Origin of the sequence: Cohaesibacter intestini (assembly GCF_003324485.1) — a bacterium.
GTDB lineage: Bacteria > Pseudomonadota > Alphaproteobacteria > Rhizobiales > Cohaesibacteraceae > Cohaesibacter > Cohaesibacter intestini.
In genome coordinates, this window is record NZ_QODK01000002.1 from 466,080 (window position 1) to 481,919 (window position 15,840).

At 56.1% G+C, this 15,840-nt stretch carries 17 protein-coding genes; 10 read left to right on the forward strand and 7 right to left on the reverse strand.

Translation table 11 applies throughout. The annotated features are described in order from the left end of the window. Window positions 1–4 precede the first annotated feature (4 nt). From rnr to rpmG, 4 genes are all read left to right on the forward strand, one after another. The gene (gene rnr, locus DSD30_RS07595) at window positions 5–2,338 is read left to right on the forward strand and encodes a ribonuclease R (RefSeq protein ID WP_114009051.1); all 2,334 of its coding nucleotides are present in this window, start codon (window positions 5–7) and stop codon (window positions 2,336–2,338) included. Window positions 2,339–2,428: 90 nt separating this feature from the next. After that, entirely contained in the window at window positions 2,429–2,860 is a 432-nt protein-coding gene (locus DSD30_RS07600) for a DUF983 domain-containing protein (protein WP_425359453.1), read from the forward strand. Between the two features lie 77 nt (window positions 2,861–2,937). After that, window positions 2,938–3,705, forward strand: a complete 768-nt coding sequence (locus DSD30_RS07605; protein WP_245418398.1) for an NUDIX hydrolase — start codon at window positions 2,938–2,940, stop codon at window positions 3,703–3,705. Between the two features lie 243 nt (window positions 3,706–3,948). Continuing rightward, window positions 3,949–4,116, forward strand: a complete 168-nt coding sequence (rpmG, locus tag DSD30_RS07610; RefSeq protein ID WP_090071899.1) for a 50S ribosomal protein L33 — start codon at window positions 3,949–3,951, stop codon at window positions 4,114–4,116. 733 nt (window positions 4,117–4,849) lie between these two features. Here rpmG and DSD30_RS07615 read toward each other — a convergent pair. Both DSD30_RS07615 and DSD30_RS07620 read right to left on the reverse strand, forming a co-directional pair. Beyond that, entirely contained in the window at window positions 4,850–6,232 is a 1,383-nt protein-coding gene (locus DSD30_RS07615; RefSeq protein WP_114009052.1) for a PleD family two-component system response regulator, read from the reverse strand. A gap of 24 nt (window positions 6,233–6,256) precedes the next feature. Then, complete coding sequence (locus DSD30_RS07620) at window positions 6,257–6,628, reverse strand: response regulator (RefSeq protein WP_114009663.1); 372 nt, start codon at window positions 6,626–6,628, stop codon at window positions 6,257–6,259. Between the two features lie 135 nt (window positions 6,629–6,763). Here DSD30_RS07620 and DSD30_RS07625 point away from each other — a divergent pair, with 135 nt between their 5' ends. After that, window positions 6,764–7,069, forward strand: a complete 306-nt coding sequence (locus DSD30_RS07625) for a DUF3572 domain-containing protein (protein ID WP_114009053.1) — start codon at window positions 6,764–6,766, stop codon at window positions 7,067–7,069. A gap of 23 nt (window positions 7,070–7,092) precedes the next feature. Next, window positions 7,093–8,463, forward strand: a complete 1,371-nt coding sequence (locus DSD30_RS07630; protein WP_114009054.1) for a DNA polymerase IV — start codon at window positions 7,093–7,095, stop codon at window positions 8,461–8,463. Between the two features lie 15 nt (window positions 8,464–8,478). Here DSD30_RS07630 and DSD30_RS07635 read toward each other — a convergent pair whose 3' ends face one another. Further along, window positions 8,479–9,378, reverse strand: a complete 900-nt coding sequence (locus DSD30_RS07635; RefSeq protein ID WP_198662871.1) for an EipB family protein — start codon at window positions 9,376–9,378, stop codon at window positions 8,479–8,481. A 182-nt stretch (window positions 9,379–9,560) separates the two neighbouring features. Here DSD30_RS07635 and DSD30_RS07640 point away from each other — a divergent pair, with 182 nt between their 5' ends. From DSD30_RS07640 to DSD30_RS07655, 4 genes are all read left to right on the forward strand, one after another. Continuing rightward, on the forward strand, window positions 9,561–10,031 hold the full coding sequence (locus tag DSD30_RS07640) for a RidA family protein (RefSeq protein WP_114009056.1): 471 nt from the start codon (window positions 9,561–9,563) through the stop codon (window positions 10,029–10,031). Window positions 10,032–10,077: 46 nt separating this feature from the next. Further along, window positions 10,078–10,842: a glycerophosphodiester phosphodiesterase family protein gene (locus tag DSD30_RS07645; RefSeq protein WP_114009057.1), complete on the forward strand. Its 765-nt coding sequence runs from the start codon at window positions 10,078–10,080 to the stop codon at window positions 10,840–10,842. 150 nt (window positions 10,843–10,992) lie between these two features. Beyond that, window positions 10,993–12,183: a GNAT family N-acetyltransferase gene (locus DSD30_RS07650; RefSeq protein ID WP_245418399.1), complete on the forward strand. Its 1,191-nt coding sequence runs from the start codon at window positions 10,993–10,995 to the stop codon at window positions 12,181–12,183. 66 nt (window positions 12,184–12,249) lie between these two features. After that, complete coding sequence (locus tag DSD30_RS07655; protein WP_114009058.1) at window positions 12,250–12,684, forward strand: HIT family protein; 435 nt, start codon at window positions 12,250–12,252, stop codon at window positions 12,682–12,684. 59 nt (window positions 12,685–12,743) lie between these two features. Here DSD30_RS07655 and DSD30_RS07660 read toward each other — a convergent pair whose 3' ends face one another. The 4 genes from DSD30_RS07660 to DSD30_RS07675 form a co-directional block, all read right to left on the reverse strand. Further along, window positions 12,744–13,109, reverse strand: coding sequence for an AzlD domain-containing protein (locus DSD30_RS07660; RefSeq protein ID WP_245418400.1), 366 nt, complete (start codon window positions 13,107–13,109; stop codon window positions 12,744–12,746). Further along, the gene (locus DSD30_RS07665; RefSeq protein ID WP_114009059.1) at window positions 13,106–13,861 is read right to left on the reverse strand and encodes an AzlC family ABC transporter permease; all 756 of its coding nucleotides are present in this window, start codon (window positions 13,859–13,861) and stop codon (window positions 13,106–13,108) included. The genes DSD30_RS07660 and DSD30_RS07665 overlap by 4 nt, the downstream gene beginning before the upstream one ends. Window positions 13,862–13,931: 70 nt before the next feature. Continuing rightward, window positions 13,932–15,353: a TrkH family potassium uptake protein gene (locus DSD30_RS07670; RefSeq protein ID WP_114009060.1), complete on the reverse strand. Its 1,422-nt coding sequence runs from the start codon at window positions 15,351–15,353 to the stop codon at window positions 13,932–13,934. 179 nt (window positions 15,354–15,532) lie between these two features. Then, window positions 15,533–15,781, reverse strand: a complete 249-nt coding sequence (locus DSD30_RS07675; RefSeq protein WP_114009061.1) for a hypothetical protein — start codon at window positions 15,779–15,781, stop codon at window positions 15,533–15,535. Window positions 15,782–15,840 lie beyond the last annotated feature (59 nt).

Here is a 15,840-nt window from a genome sequence, read left to right on the forward strand (position 1 = left end):
ACCCTTGATACGCAAACGCAGACCAACCATCGAGGACGGCCTTCCTTCCAAAGAAGAGATCCTCGCCTTCATCGCCGAAAATCCCGGTCAGGCCGGGAAACGCGAGATTGCGCGCGCTTTCAACATATCCGGTGGCGCGCGGATCGGGCTCAAACGCATCCTCAAGGAACTGACTGAAGACGGTCACATCGAGAAAAGCCGCAAACGCCTTGTCAAGGCAGGTGAATTGCCTGCCGTCGGCATTTATCGGATTGCCGAACGCGATTCCCACGGCGATCTGATTGGCCTGCCGGTCAAATGGGAAAGCGACCATGGCGAGCCGCCGCGCGTTCTCATTCAACCGGACAAAAAGTCGAAAGCCGTGCCGGGCGTTGGCGACCGGGTGCTGGCCAAGATTGTCGAAACCCATCACGACCAGTTTGAAATGGCTGGCATCCGCCAGACCGTCCGCGTCATCAAGATCCTGCCCAAACGGCAAGATTCGATCCTCGGCATTTATCGCCGCGATCCCATTCACGGCGGCGGCCGCCTTGTGCCGATCGACAAGAAGACGCAGGAAATGTCGATTGACGATTCTGGCCGCGGCGAGGCCGAAGAAGGCGATTTGGTCGCGGTCTCGATCACCCGCTCTGGCCGCTCGCGCACCCCGCGCGCCCATGTGCGCGAAGTGATCGGCCCGATGGCCTCTGAGCAGGCCGTCAGCATGATTTCCATCCATGCGCTGGAAATCCCCTATATCTTCCCCGACAATGTGCTGATGGAGGCCGAGCGCGCCACACAGCCCACCATGAAGGGCCGTGAAGACTGGCGTGATCTGCCACTGATCACCATCGACCCCGCCGACGCCAAGGACCATGACGACGCCATCTATGCGGAACCGGATCCGGATCCGGCCAATGATGGCGGCACCATCGCCTATGTCGCCATTGCTGATGTCGCCTATCATGTCCGTCTTGGCTCCCAGCTCGACCGCGAAGCCTTCAAGCGCGGCAACTCGGTCTACTTCCCCGACCGCGTCGTGCCGATGCTGCCCGAGCGGATTTCCAACAATCTGTGCTCCCTGAAAGAAGGCGAAGACCGCCCGTCCATGGCTGTGCGGATGGTTTTTGACAAGCATGGCACCAAAAAGAGCCACTCCTTCCATCGGGTGATGATCCGTGTCGCGGCTGGCATATCCTACAATCAGGCGCAGAATGCCATTGACGGCACGACGGACGAGAAGACCGCACCAATCCTTGAGAGCATCCTAAAGCCCCTGTGGGACGGCTATGCCATCCTCAAGGCCGGACGCGACGCCCGCGAGCCGCTGGAGCTGGATATCCCCGAGCGCAAGCTGTTGCTGACGCCAGAGGGTAAGATTGACCGCGTCTTTGTGCCGCCACGTCTGGATGCGCACAAGCTGGTCGAAGAATTCATGATCCAGGCCAACGTGGCCGCAGCCGAAACGCTGGAGAAGCGCAAGCAAAAGCTCGTCTATCGCATCCATGACAATCCCTCGCCCGAAAAGCTTGAGGGCTTGCGAGAATTTTTGCAGTCGCTCGATGTCAGCCTGCCCAAGGGTGGCAATCTGCGTCCCTCCATGTTCAACACCATCCTCAACCGTATGGCCGACACGGAACATGGCCCGCTGGTCAGCCAGGTGGTGCTTCGCTCACAGGCGCAGGCAGAATATAACCCGGACAATATCGGCCATTTCGGCCTCAACCTGCTGCGCTATGCCCATTTCACGTCACCGATTCGGCGCTATGCCGACCTGATCGTCCACCGCGCCCTGATCGCGGCTCTTGATCTGGGTGATGATGGCCTGCCCAATGGCTTCGAGACCAAGCTTGGCGACATTGCCGGCCATATTTCGACGACCGAGCGCCGGGCCATGACCGCCGAACGCGATACCAAGGATCGGCTGATTGCCGGGTTCCTGTCCGGCAAGGTGGGCGCGAAATTTACCGGCAAAATTTCCGGTGTCACCCGTGTCGGTCTGTTTGTCCAGCTTTCTGACACAGGCGCGGATGGCTTCATCCCCGCCTCCACCATCGGCTACGATTATTATGCGTTTGACGAAGCCAACCACCAGCTGGTTGGCGAAGCAACCGGCGAAACCTTCCGTCTGGGAGACATGGTCGAGGTGAAACTCGTCGAAGCGGCCCCTATGGCAGGAGCCTTGCGATTCGAAATGCTGTCCGAAGGCCGCAAGCACCCCAAAGGCCGCCTCAGTCGAACCCGAAGCGTGCGCGGCCGAACCAACGGCATACCGAAAAAGGGGCGCGGCAAGAAATTGCCCGGCACCACACGCCCCCGCTCCACCAAGCCCAAAAGGGGCAACAAAGGGAAGAGATAGACAAGTTACGTAATTGTACTATATATAGGTTTGCTCGACTGTTTGAGGGGATCAGTCGGAACGGAACAAGCCGAAAAGGACGACAGGTCAGTGACAAGTCAAGTAACAAGCAGCTTCAGCCTGCAAGCCAAACCCCGCCGTGATGTCTTTGCCGCCATGCTGCAAGGTGCCCTCTGCCGTTGTCCAAACTGCCAATCTGGCCGTCTGTTTGGCGGCTTTTTGAAAGTCTCTGACACCTGTAGCCATTGCGGAGAGACCTATTCCCACCACCGCGCAGACGATGCCCCTCCCTATTTCACCATTTTCATCGTCGGTCACATCATTGTGCCTTTGGTTATCTGGGCAGAAGTAGCCTTCAAACCGGCCCTATGGCTTCACATGGCCATCGGGATCCCCCTCACCATTGCGATGTCTTTAGCATTTTTGCGACCTATCAAAGGCGCGATTGTCGCTTTACAGTGGGCGAACTATATGCACGGCTTTGACCCCAATGCCGAACCCGACTTCCCGGATCGCGCCTAATATTGGGCCGGTAGGTCGGTCATCCCATCAACACGAGTGCGCACGAGCCCCCTATTTGAGTGGCCGACCGAGAGACCATGTCCGAATTGATTGAAAAGCCCCCCGTCGCTCACCCGGAGCTGACCGCCAACGCCCTTCGCATGTATGACAAAGCGCATACAAACATCCGCCCCAAAGATGCCGCCACGCTGATCATCCTTGATCGCGAGCATGGAGAGCCGAAAATCCTGATGGGCCGACGCCACATGAAGCACCGCTTCATGCCCGGCAAGTTCGTCTTTCCCGGTGGTCGCCTTGATTCGACCGACCGCCACGTTCCCTTTGCCGCCGACCTGCACCCGCATGTGCTCGAAAAGCTGCGGCACAAGGCCAAGAACGGTGACAGCGACGCCCGCATGCGCGGCCTCGTCATGTGTGCCATTCGCGAAACCTATGAGGAGGCTGGCCTGTTTCTTGGCGTCAAGGGCACAGACAGACGTCTGAAAGGGGGCGATTGGGAGGCCTTCAAGGAGCGCGGCCTGCTGCCAGACCTCTCCCCCTATCGCTTCATCGCCCGTGCCATTACCCCTCCGGGCCGCACACGGCGCTTTGACACCCGCTTCTTTGCTGTCGATGCCTGCCACATCATTGACCGCCTGCCAGAGGGCACAGGCCCGACAGGCGAGCTGGAGGATCTCCACTGGCTGACCATTGACGATGCGCACAAGCTCGACCTGCCGCGCATCACCCAGGAGATTCTCACCGAACTGGCAAACCGTCTGGAACGAGACCCGGACTTCACGCCCAACGAAGCCACGCCCTTCTTCTACATGCAGGGCAAGGAAATGGTGCGGTCCGAGCTTTGATCGCGGCTTTGCAGGTGTTTTTGCGGTTTCTGGCGTTTGAAAGTGCAATGTGATTAAGAATGGCGTCGATAATTGGCGCCACACTCTTGACAATAAGCCAACTTTGCGTAGTTTGGCGGCTCGAAACAGGTTTTATGCTGAGCCGGTTCTTTTCCGCTCAGCGCATCTTCAGCCCGCACCCTTTGGTGAGTGACAGACCAGCTGTCAAAACCAACTGCGGGCCCAAGAGACGGAAAAGACAAAATGGCTAAGGCAACAACTATCAAGATCCGTCTGGTCAGCACCGCTGATACGGGTTACTTCTATGTCACCAAAAAGAACTCCCGCACCATGACCGAAAAAATGGTCAAGCGGAAGTATGACCCGGTGGCAAAGAAACATGTTGAATTCAAAGAAGCAAAAATCAAGTAAGCTTCTCTGAAAGACAGATTTCAAAAGGCTCGCAAGATCATCTTGCGGGCCTTTTTGCATTCGGAACTGCTTGCATTCGAGACGACAGGCAACCGGACTGGATGATTGAAAGAACCAGAAGCTGAGAGGCAGGCTGCCCCCTCTCTTCAGACGTGCCGCATGTTCCACCGGCGTTAGGCCAGACGCACTGAACACCCACCTGAACACCCAACAGCAAGCCAGGCGGTCAGCACAGACCTTTGCATCCCGTATGGGCGCAAAGGCGACAGCGAAAGGTGGAAAGGATCGGGGAAAGTCCCGTTAATAAAAGGATGGCCGGTTCAGATGCAGACCACTTGAGGAGGCCACTCTTGCTGCGCCTGAACCGACCAAGCCCCACGGTCCCAGGAGATGCGGCGGACCTGAGTGTTCCGTAGGGGATAATTCGTGGGTGGATTGAGTTCGCGAGCGCATACAGTTGAACTGCAAAGCATACACAGACGTCCCCACTTCCATCATGCTAGTCCAGCGTAACAAAAATATTCAGGATTTCAACGAATTGTTTAAACATTCAATAAGAATACCCGAAATTCACCAACAATTAACCTTAACATGCCTGTGAACAGCACAAAGTCGCACCCAAAGGGCATGGAAGCGACACTTCTATTGGCGATTTTATGAAGACAGAGGCTTAATATCCCCAGAAAGCCGGCTCAACCGCCAAATTGGCGAGTCGTGAAACCCTCTCAACTTGTCAAGCGGCCTCTTCACTAGCAACCACAACGCGGTTTCGACCACTTTCCTTGGCGTGATAGAGCGCATTGTCAGCCCGTTTCAGCAACCGATCCTGACTTTCCGCCCCATTCTGTACCGAGGCCAGCCCGATCGACACGGTCACATCAAGCATGTCGCGGCCCTTATGGATGATAAACGGCTTTTCCGAGACCTTTTTGCGAATCCGTTCGGCGACCACGGTTGCCAAAGCATGGTCGGTATCGGGCATGATCACCACGAACTCTTCACCACCATACCGGCAGACAAGATCGATCCCACGGGTATTCTTGCGAATACGATTGGAGAATTCCTGCAACACTTCGTCACCGGCATCATGGCCATAGCTGTCATTGACCGATTTGAAATGGTCAATATCCATCAACAACAGTGACAAAGGCTTTTCTTTATCTTTTGCCGAGACCAGCAGCGAGTTTAGGTGAGTTGTCATGTAACGGCGGTTGTAGAGCTTGGTCAGCCCGTCGAGAACAGCCAGTTCCATCGTGTGCTGGATCGAGTCCCGCAATGCATCGAGATACCGCTTGCGCAGCACCTGTGTCTTGATCCGGGCCAACAGCTCATTGCGGTCAACCGGCTGACGCACATAGTCATTCACCCCGAGATCCAGGGCCCGCATAATCCGGCCCTGATCGCTCTCATCGGCAAGAACAAGGATCGGCAACATCCGGGTGCTTTCAAGCGAGCGCAACTGAGCGCAGAGCCGCAAGGCATCAAAGGTCTGCGTTCCCAGATTGACCAGCACGCAGTCCAGATCCTCATCCGTGCAGCGGCGTAGCGCCATCTGGACATCATTCTCAAAACTCAGCTCGTAATCACCCCGCACCTGCTTGCGAATTCGATCGGAGCTGGAACGCATGTCATCAACCAGCAACACCCGTCCGCCTTCGTGATGCAGCAGCTTTTTCATGAAACTGCCATCATCAAGCCCCATCTGCTCGGACGTCGAGGCACGAGACCGCAACTCATCGGTCATCATTTTGATACGAACCAGAGACTTTACCCGGCTGATCAGCGCGATGTCATTGAGCGGTTTGGTCAGGAAATCGTCCGCCCCGGCCTCCAGTCCGGATACCCGGTCACTGACCTGATCCAGCGCCGTCACCATCACAACGGGAATATGCATGGTTTGCGGATTGGCCTTGATGCGGCGACAAACCTCAAATCCGTCCATTTCCGGCATCATCACATCGAGCAGCACAATGTCGACCATGTGCAGATCGAGAATCTCCAATGCCTCTTTGCCGCTCTTGGCACAGAGCACATCGAAATAGTCCGCCATCAGGCGGGCCTCAAGCAATTTCACATTGGCAGGGATATCGTCAACGACCAGGACACGAGCGGACATCAAAATTCCTCAATCGAAAGATTGTCAGGCTTCACCGGCATAGGTGCGCACGGTTTCGATAAATTTGGCAACAGAAATGGGTTTCGAGAGATAGGCCTCACAGCCCCCCTGACGAATCCGTTCCTCATCCCCCTTCATGGCGAAGGCCGTGACGGCGACCACCGGAATGGGGCGCAAATCGTCGTCTTCCTTCAGCCACTTGGTGACTTCCAACCCAGACACCTCTGGCAGTTGAATATCCATGAGAATAAGATCAGGCCGATGCTCGCGCGCCAAATCAAGCGCCTCCAACCCATTGCGGGTTCCGACCGTGTCATAGCCATACGCTTCCAGAAGATCGAGAAAAAGCTTCATGTTCAGCTCGTTATCTTCGACAATTAGAATTTTCTTGGCCATGGTCCCGTCCATCGATCTGAAATACCTGGGCAGACCCGGTGCCTCGATCAGATTGATCTGGGCTTCTGCAGGGGATGCGGTATTATCTGTTCACTTTTATACGCAACAAATCTTTCAAAAGGGCAAACATTGCCAATGACTATAAACCGTTCTCTGCCAAACTTCGAGACTGCAGAAGCCATTGCCATCAAGGCGTTAGGTTTTTTGTCAGCAGATCCTGAATTGATGGGCCGTTTCCTGGCCCTTTCGGGGCTGGATCCCTCCGACTTGCGTGACATTGCGTCCGAAGCTTCCTTTCTTGCGGCGATTCTAGAGTTTCTGCTGACCGATGATTCGCTGTTGCTGACCTTTGCCAGCAACCATGGTCTGACGCCCGAAGAAGTCATCACAGCCAAAGCCCGCCTCGATCCGATGAGCTCTGCCACAACTGGCAGTCTGTAAACCCTGCCTTGAAAACAGCGCCAATGTCCCCTGCCCGGTCCAATGCCTTGTCTGTCGCCTATCTATGCCGTGACTGCCTGTCCGAAGGGGATGGGGCGCCGTCGCGCTGCCCTCATTGCCGGTCACCACGCCTGATCCGCCATCACGAACTGCGCACGCTCAGCATTGCCCATATCGATTGTGATTCTTTCTATGCGGCAGTGGAAAAGCGCGACAATCCCGAGATCCGGGACAAGCCAGTGGTGATTGGCGGTGGCGAGCGGGGCGTGGTCTCCACCGCCTGCTACATTGCCCGCATTCGCGGCGTGCGCTCGGCGATGCCAATGTTTCAGGCAAGAAAGCTCTGCCCCGAAGCGGTCGTCATTCGCCCCAATATGGAAAAATACAGCCGCGTCGGCAACCAAATCCGTGCTGCCATGCAAGCGCTCACCCCGCTGGTTGAGCCGCTATCCATCGACGAGGCCTTCCTCGACCTCACAGGCACCGAACGCCTGCATCATGCCTATCCGGCCTATACCCTCGCCCGTTTTGCCCGCGACATTGAAAACGACATCGGCATCACGGTCTCGGTAGGACTAAGCCACAACAAGTTCCTCGCCAAGGTCGCCTCCGATCTCGACAAACCCCGAGGCTTTGCCATTATCGGCAAGGAGGAATCCGACAGTTTTCTGGCCGATAAGCCAATATCCCTGATCTGGGGTGTCGGCAAGGTGACCCAGAAAAAACTGGCTCAGGATGGCTACCACACCATCGATCAGCTGCGCCGGGCAGATGAGGCAGATCTGGCCAAACGCTATGGCACCATGGGTCTGCGCCTCGCTCGCCTTGCCCGTGGACAGGACAACCGCACCGTGTCGGCAGACTCCGAGACCAAGAGCATCAGTTCGGAAACCACCTTCAACCGCGATCTCTCCAGTGCCGATGAGTTGTTGCCGATCCTGCGTCGCCTGTCAGAGAAAACCGCCGAGCGCGCCAAAAAGGCGGGTCTGGCAGGCCGCACCATCACGCTCAAAATGAAATCGGCCCAGTTCAAGAGCATCACCCGCAGTCGGTCCCTGTCCGACCCGACGCAGTTGGCCGACAAGCTTTACACCATCGGCAAGGATATGTTGCTCAAGGAACTGGGCGAGGACAAACGCTTTCGCCTGATCGGCATCGGCCTCAATGAGCTGCATGACGCGGCCTTTGCCGACCCGCCAGACCTGATTGATGAGCAAGCAGGCAAACGGGCCGAGGCCGAAAAGGCCATAGACAAGCTGAGTGCCAAATTTGGCAGTGGCATGGTCGAGTTGGGCCTGACCATGAAAGGCAAACTGAAAAGTGAAAGCCCGTCGGATGGCAAAGTGGTTGAAATCCATTCGGCCCAGAAGCCAGATGAGGATAGCGGTCTGTGAAAGCGCAAGTCAGGCCTAAGGACAAGTGGCAACAGGCAGCATGTCGAGTGACTGCAATCTGGCGCGCATCACATAGTCAGAAAAGACCAGCCGCAACGAGCCGCTAACGCCATTTTCATACAACACGGTCGAGAGCTCATAGAGCGGGGTCATCGCCTCGCTTTGCTCGGACGCCTGAAAATAGGCGATGGTCAGCGGCCAGCGTTTCATTGTGCCTAGCGTGGCCAGCGGCCCTTGTGCTGGAGACGTCGCTGGCCCCGAACGGGTCATCGGCCCGATGCTCGAAGTGGTGTGATAATAGGCCCCAACTTTTTCTGCCCCATCGAACAAATGGGCCGAAAACAGCCGTTCTCCGTTCAAGGCGGCTATGATCAGGGCCTGTTGGAAGCCGATCGGGAAAAGCACCTTGTGCGGCAATGTCAGCGCATCATTCTGCGGCTCCCGCATGGTCAGCTCTGTCAGGTCCCCTTTCAGGGTTGCAACACCCCTTTGCTTCTGAGCCAATCGATTGCCAATCAACCGGCGCGATACAAATTCGAACGTGTCGGCCTGCGGGTCCTCAAATCCGGCAATCTGCAAATCCTCAAGGATCCGCCCGCCCTCGACCATGTCTGCTGCCGTCACCAGCCGCTGGGTCATTGAATAGCCTTCGCATGGACCACCGGTCAGCTCATAAACCATTCGTCCGGACAAAGCCATCAGGGCCGCAGGCTGGGCCAATCGCCGCCCACCTTCCTCCAAAGTGATCTCATAGACCGCTCGATAAGGTGCCAACGTCACCGTTTCTGCCGATAATGCAATTGCAGGAGAAAACCAGACCACGGCCAGTCCCCCAGCAATAGCCATGCGCATGCCATTCCCGATCCGGGACAGCCAGCCTCCACTCACGACAACTACGACAGGCAAAAAGTTCAAATTCGGTGCTCCTTGAATACTCTTGGTGATCATGACCTGAAATGCGTATGCCATACAAGTTTTTTGGCAAGGTTTTTCTGGCAATGGCGATCCACCTCCCCTATCAATGAGGCACCCAAGGAACTCGCCTCACATGAAGGGGCGCCCGGTTCCCCCATATCATCTCAACAAGAGGAAATCCCATGTCCGGTGTCATCGACAGCAAACTCGCCGAACTCGGCATTGCCCTGCCAGAAGCAGCAGCCCCTGCGGCCAACTATGTTCCCTTTGTCAAAACCGGCAATCAGCTGTTCATTTCCGGTCAAATCCCGATGGCCGCCGAAGGCATTCAGTTTCAGGCAAAACTTGGCGACACGATGCAGACCGAACAAGGGGCAGAGGCTGCAAAACTCTGTGCCATCAACCTGATCGCCCAGATGAAGGCTGCGACAGGCGACCTCGACAAGGTGGCCCGCATTGTCAAACTGGTCGGCTTTGTCAATTCCACCGGTGATTTCACTGAGCAGCCTGCAGTTATCAACGGCGCTTCGAATTTCATGGTTGAAGTCTTTGGTGACAAGGGACGGCACGCCCGTTCTGCGGTTTCTGCTGCGTCCCTGCCTTTTGGTGTGGCTGTTGAAATCGAAGCCATTGTTGAGCTGAGCGAAGACTGATAGCGTCAGGGGGTCGAATCCCACCAATGCACAGGCCGACCCCCTCATGCCCAACCAAGATTTGAGCTGGCTCACCAGACGCCCCATCGCCCATAGAGGTCTTCATGATGTGACCCAAGGGCGTGTTGAAAATTGTCGCCAATCCTTTGATGCCGCCATCAGCCATGACTTTTCCATCGAGCTGGATGTGCAGATTACCAAAGATGGCAAGGCCGCTGTTTTTCATGATTACAGCCTCGAGCGCTTGACCAACGGAACCGGTCGCCTCGACGAAATGACCCTCTCAGAGCTGAGCATCGTCTCTTTCAAGAATGGCAGCGACCCTATCGAGGAATTGCCATCGCTGCTGGCCCACATTGATGGGCGCGTTCCCCTTGTCATCGAGCTTAAAACCCCGAATGTGCAGGATGGTCGGCTGGAGCGTGCTGTCGCTGCCAGCCTGAGCACCTATGATGGCCCGGTTGCCCTGATGTCCTTCTCACCGATGGTCGTCACCGAGCTGCACCAAGTCACCGACCGACCACGTGGCATCGTGTCATGTGATTTTTTCCGTGACAAGGATGGGGCAGACCTGCCCAACGAAGAACGCTATCAGCTGACCCACCTGCTCCATGCAGGTGTGAGCAAGCCTGACTTCATTTCCTACTGCCAAAAGGATTTTCCCGCCCCTTCTGTCGATCTGATGAAGGCCCTCACGGGTCTGCCTGTCATCTGCTGGACCACCAAATCCGTAGAAGATCATGTCTGGGCGCTGAAGCATTGCGATCAGGTCACCTTCGAAGGCTACGACCCTGACGCCATTGCGGACTGATCTGTTGTCGCCCAAAATTTGAGCGCCCTTTTCGACGGCAAGCCATTGAACCCTTTTGATATCTGACCGATATTAGGAGGGCTCCACTGTCTTTCCGGCCACTAGAATGTGGCTGATCGCCACCGCATCCCAAACGCAAAAGGGCGCTCCATGTCTCAGGATATGTCACAGGATAGAAGCTTCCAGCTGCATATTCTCCATGCCATCAGCGAGATTGGCGAAGCAGCATGGAGTGGCTGTCTTCATGACACATTGAGCGCACGCAAGGCCAATCCCTTTCTCGACTATGCCTTCCTTGATGCACTGGAAAAGTCTGGCTGCGTTTGCGAACAGACCGGTTGGCTTCCCCATCATATGGCCTTTAAGGACGAGGATGGCACCGTGCTGGCCGTCCAGCCACTCTATCTCAAGTCCCACAGTCAGGGCGAATATGTCTTTGACTATGCCTGGGCCGATGCCATGGAGCGGGCGGGCGGACAATATTATCCCAAGCTGCAAAGCGCCATTCCCTTCACCCCGGTCAATGCGCCCAAGGTGCTGAGCCGCAAGGGCGTCAACAGCGATGTCGCCATTGCCGCGATGGCCAATGGCCTGAAACAGCTTTGCGACCGATATCCCATCTCCTCGGCCCACTTGACCTTCCTGCCAGAACAACAGAAGACCATCTTTGAAAGGCAGGACTTCCTTGTGCGACGGGATCAGCAATTCCATTGGGTCAATGAAGACTATGAAGACTACGAGGATTTTCTCAGCCACCTCTCCTCGCGCAAGCGCAAGAATATCCGCAAGGAACGCAAGACCGCCCAGAGCCATGGTCTGACCATTCTCGACAAGCAGGGAGACGCAATCCTTGAATCCGACTGGGACGCCTTCTTCGACTTCTATATGGATACCGGCTCACGCAAATGGGGCAGTCCCTATCTCAACCGCACCTTCTTTTCGATGATCGGCGAGCGAATGGCAGACCGGGTGTTGCTGATCATGGCCTATGATGGTGATTTGCCTGTTGCCGGGGCACTCAATTTCATCGGTGGTGATACCCTTTATGGTCGCTACTGGGGCACCATAGGTGACTATCCCTGCCTGCATTTCGAGCTTTGCTATCACCGGGCCATCGACTGGGCGATTGCCCACGGTCTGATGTGCGTTGAGGCAGGCGCTCAAGGCGAGCACAAAATCGCCCGTGGCTATGAGCCCCAGACCACATGGTCTGCCCACTGGATCGATCATCCCGCCTTCCGTGAGGCCATTGCCGACTATCTGGAGCGGGAAAGACAGGCGGCTGAAGCCGAGCAGGATTTCCTCGCCACGCTTTCCCCATTCAAAAAAGGCAATGGATAGATTTGCGTCCTCGGCGCTGCTAGTCTGCCCCCAAACAATTTGCTCTTTGATGGACGGATTTGCGTGATGACGACACCTGCCTATGACACCGACAATATCTTTGCCAAGATCCTGCGCGGCGAGCTGCCAGCCCACAAGGTCTATGAAGATGACATGACCATTGCGATCATGGACATCATGCCTCGCGCCGACGGCCACACATTGGTCATCCCGAAAAATGCCTCGCGCAACCTGCTTGATGTCAAGGCTGAGGACATCAACGCCGTCATGGCCACGGCCCAGAAAATCGCCCGCGCCCAGATGACGGCCTTCGAGGCCGATGGCATCACCGTGCAGCAATTCAACGAAAGCGCTGGCGGACAGGTGATTTTCCATCTCCATGTCCATGTCATCCCGCGCAAGGAAGGCGTTCCGCTCAAGCCTCATACCGGCGAGATGGCCGACGGAGAGCTGCTGTCGGGCTTTGCTGACCAGCTGCGCAAGGCCCTAGAGACAGCATAAGCCAAGCCCCAAAACAGAATCATAGAAGGCCCCTCCTCGGGGCCTTTTTCTTCGCTGCATCAGAGCGTTGCGCCAAATAGCAGCGACAGGGAAACCAGAGTGCCGCCGCCGACAACCACCGCCAAAAGCAAGTTTCGGATGAGGCCAAAGTAAAGCCCGACAGCAAGCCCCACCGCCACCAGCCTGATCCATACCGGCACTTCCACCAACGCACCGGATGGAAACAGGATCAACCGCATGATGACCCCGGCCACCAAGGCATTGGCCACAGCACGCGCCAACAGGATCCACTCGCTGTCATCGCGCAGTCGCCCGGCAAAGGCAATGCCAATCCAGCGCCAGATATCGGTCGGAATGGACGCTGCCAAGAGAATGAACAGAAAAGGCCACCAAGCCGCATCAATGGCGTCAAAGGTCAGATTCATGCCCGCTTCCTCGCAACATAACCGATCCCGTAAGCAGCAATACCACCAACCAGCCCGGTCCAGATCAGATCCGTTCCCGGCACATAAAGGGCAAAGAGCGGCCCCAGCGCAAAACCGAAGATCAAGGCAAGGCGATCAGACAGGATCCGCGCCGCACTCGGCAGGGTCAGCATGAAATAGAGCGGCGTTGTCATGAACAAGGCGGCGGCGACAAGGGGCGGCACCAAGCCGGCAATCGCAAACCCCAGAGCCGTGACGAAAATATTGATTGTTGTCAGCGTCAGCGCAAAGCCTGCATAGAAGGGAACCCGTGCATAGCGCGGCAAGGCGGGCAAATGGGTCATGCCGAAAACCCACGAAGTGATGGCCGTCACATGGCACAGAATCACCAGTTTCCATGTCGGGGTGTTCCGGCCGCGCACTTCCGGCACGAAAGCAACAATCATCGGCATCATCCGGATCGAGGCCAAAGCAACCGCCGTGGCAATCGCCAACAGCCCCGCGCCGGACACAATCCCGCCCACCAGAACAACTGCACTTGGCAAGGCCCAAATGGACAATGTCATGAACATCGCATGAGTGACATCAATGCCGCTCTCGCGTACAAAGCCGCCAAAGCCCGCAAAGGAAATGCACAGAACCGCCGCCGGGGTGGAAATCAGATGCCGCATGCCGCGCCGATACCAGTAGAAACCGGAGCGTCGCGGTGCCTCCTTTTTTGGCGGCGCACTCAATGGGTCAGTCTTGCTCATTCCAATGCTCTTGTGTTCCAAAGCCAGAAAAGGGTAGCCACATAAAGATCCAATCGACGGACCGAGGCTTCTACCAACGCCAGAAAGCAGGTGTCAGGATTGCCAGTCCAGACAAGATCTCAAGCCGTCCCAGGATCATTTCCATGGCCAGCAGCATCTTGTCTCCGTCGGGCAAAGTGGTGAAATTGCCCGCAGGACCAATAATTTCCCCAAGCCCCGGCCCAACATTGGCCAAAGCCGTAGCCGACGCACTGATCGAGGTCATGAAATCCAGACCCGAAATTTCAAGCAAGATGGCAAAGAAGGTGAATGTGCCGAAGAACAGAAAGATCAGGCTCATGGTCGAGACAGCCATTTCATCGTCGACAATCTTCAACCCATAGCGCATTGGCCTCACCCGATGTGGATTGACCAGTTTGCCGACCGCATTTTTGAGCACTTCCCACGCCACGACAAAGCGGAATTGCTTGAGGCCGCCCGATGTCGACCCGGAACAGGCCCCGAAGAATGTCAGGCCAAGGAAGATTGCCCAGAAGAGCGGTCCCCAAAGCTGATAGTCCCCAGCCGCATAACCCGTCGTCGTCATGATCGAAATGACATTGAACAGCGACAGAACCAGATCATTCAACTCGGTTTCCGGATAGACCATTTCCTTGGCAAGGAAAATCGCCACTGTCGCTCCAATCACCACTTTCACATACAGCGCAATCTGCGGATCCGCCTCGCGATCAGTCGCGGTCAGGCGAATGAGATACAGAAAGGGAAGCCCGCCCAGAAACATGAAAAAGGAGGCAGTCAACAAGATGCCCATAGAGTGGAAATGCGCCAGAGACTCATCCGATGTGGAGAATCCCCCCGTTGATACCGTCGTCATCGCATGATTGACCGCTTCGAACAGGGTCATGCCGAGCAGGAAATAGGCAGACGCACAGGTCACCGTGAGAACCACATAAACGGTGGCGATCTTGGCCGCCAGATCCTGAATGCGTGGATAGGGATTCTCGCTCTGCTCAGAGCTTTCCAGAAAGAACAGTTTCTGCCCACCCATGCCCAGCACCGGCAGGATCGCCACCCCGATGGCAACAATCCCCAACCCACCGATCCATTGCATGAAGGAACGCCAGAACAACAGGCCCGGAGCCATGCTATCCAGACCGCTCAGCACCGTTGAACCGGTGGTCGTCAGGCCGGAAACCGTTTCAAAGAAGGCATCGGCGAAACTCAGATGCAACGAAGAGAAGTAAAGTGGCAGAGAGGCAAACAGACTGATCAGGATCCAGATGCCATTGACGAACAGGATCGACTTGCGGATCGACCAGTCTCCCTCCTGTTCACGCACAGCCAGAAACAGCCCGACGCCAAAGGACAGACAAATCGTACCACTGCCGAAAAAGACCAGCCAATCATCATCGTGAAAGGACAAATCGATGATGGCCGGTAGAAACATCAGGCCGCCAAGGATGGCAATCAATATCCCGAGAACAGAGACCATTGGATCCACTCTTTCCTGTCGGCGTACCCTGTCGCCAGCAAACCCGGCGGAAAATACGCCCCTGAAAGGAGAAAGAAAAGGCAGCTTGTGAATAACAGCTATGCGGCTTTGAGGGGAGAGACTAAGGGAAGATGCTGAGACACGATGAAAAGCAAGGCATTCCGGGCAAATTCAAGCCCTCAGTCCTCGCCTCCGAAGAACTTCTGATAAACGAGTGTTATCAACAGCATATAGCCAGCAGCCAGCGACAGGACGTTTTTCAGAAGCTCCACCCCATCCGCTTGACCGGTTGCCGGATCAATCAGGCTACCAAACAGGCCATTGGGAAAGGCCGCCCGCATGGTGGCACTCGCGCCCATCAGGGCAGCGATCGCAAAAGCGAAGAACAAGAGAAAACGAGCGAGCCACGGTGGGATATCAGGAAACATGGTGCATCAGTCTGGCAAAAGGGAACCCAAATGACAAATGCCGGACCAAGGCCCGGCAT

Bases quoted from the DNA above. Each gene is read 5' to 3' on its own strand.
- DSD30_RS07605 (WP_245418398.1), top strand. From the start codon at position 2,938: ATGTCCGAATTGATTGAAAAGCCCCCCGTCGCTCACCCGGAGCTGACC.
- rpmG (WP_090071899.1), top strand. From the start codon at position 3,949: ATGGCTAAGGCAACAACTATCAAGATCCGTCTGGTCAGCACCGCTGAT.
- DSD30_RS07615 (WP_114009052.1), bottom strand. From the start codon at position 6,232: ATGTCCGCTCGTGTCCTGGTCGTTGACGATATCCCTGCCAATGTGAAA.
- DSD30_RS07620 (WP_114009663.1), bottom strand. From the start codon at position 6,628: ATGGCCAAGAAAATTCTAATTGTCGAAGATAACGAGCTGAACATGAAG.
- DSD30_RS07625 (WP_114009053.1), top strand. From the start codon at position 6,764: ATGACTATAAACCGTTCTCTGCCAAACTTCGAGACTGCAGAAGCCATT.
- DSD30_RS07630 (WP_114009054.1), top strand. From the start codon at position 7,093: ATGTCCCCTGCCCGGTCCAATGCCTTGTCTGTCGCCTATCTATGCCGT.
- DSD30_RS07640 (WP_114009056.1), top strand. From the start codon at position 9,561: ATGTCCGGTGTCATCGACAGCAAACTCGCCGAACTCGGCATTGCCCTG.
- DSD30_RS07645 (WP_114009057.1), top strand. From the start codon at position 10,078: ATGCCCAACCAAGATTTGAGCTGGCTCACCAGACGCCCCATCGCCCAT.
- DSD30_RS07650 (WP_245418399.1), top strand. From the start codon at position 10,993: ATGTCTCAGGATATGTCACAGGATAGAAGCTTCCAGCTGCATATTCTC.
- DSD30_RS07655 (WP_114009058.1), top strand. From the start codon at position 12,250: ATGACGACACCTGCCTATGACACCGACAATATCTTTGCCAAGATCCTG.
- DSD30_RS07660 (WP_245418400.1), bottom strand. From the start codon at position 13,109: ATGAATCTGACCTTTGACGCCATTGATGCGGCTTGGTGGCCTTTTCTG.
- DSD30_RS07665 (WP_114009059.1), bottom strand. From the start codon at position 13,861: ATGAGCAAGACTGACCCATTGAGTGCGCCGCCAAAAAAGGAGGCACCG.
- DSD30_RS07670 (WP_114009060.1), bottom strand. From the start codon at position 15,353: ATGGTCTCTGTTCTCGGGATATTGATTGCCATCCTTGGCGGCCTGATG.
- DSD30_RS07675 (WP_114009061.1), bottom strand. From the start codon at position 15,781: ATGTTTCCTGATATCCCACCGTGGCTCGCTCGTTTTCTCTTGTTCTTC.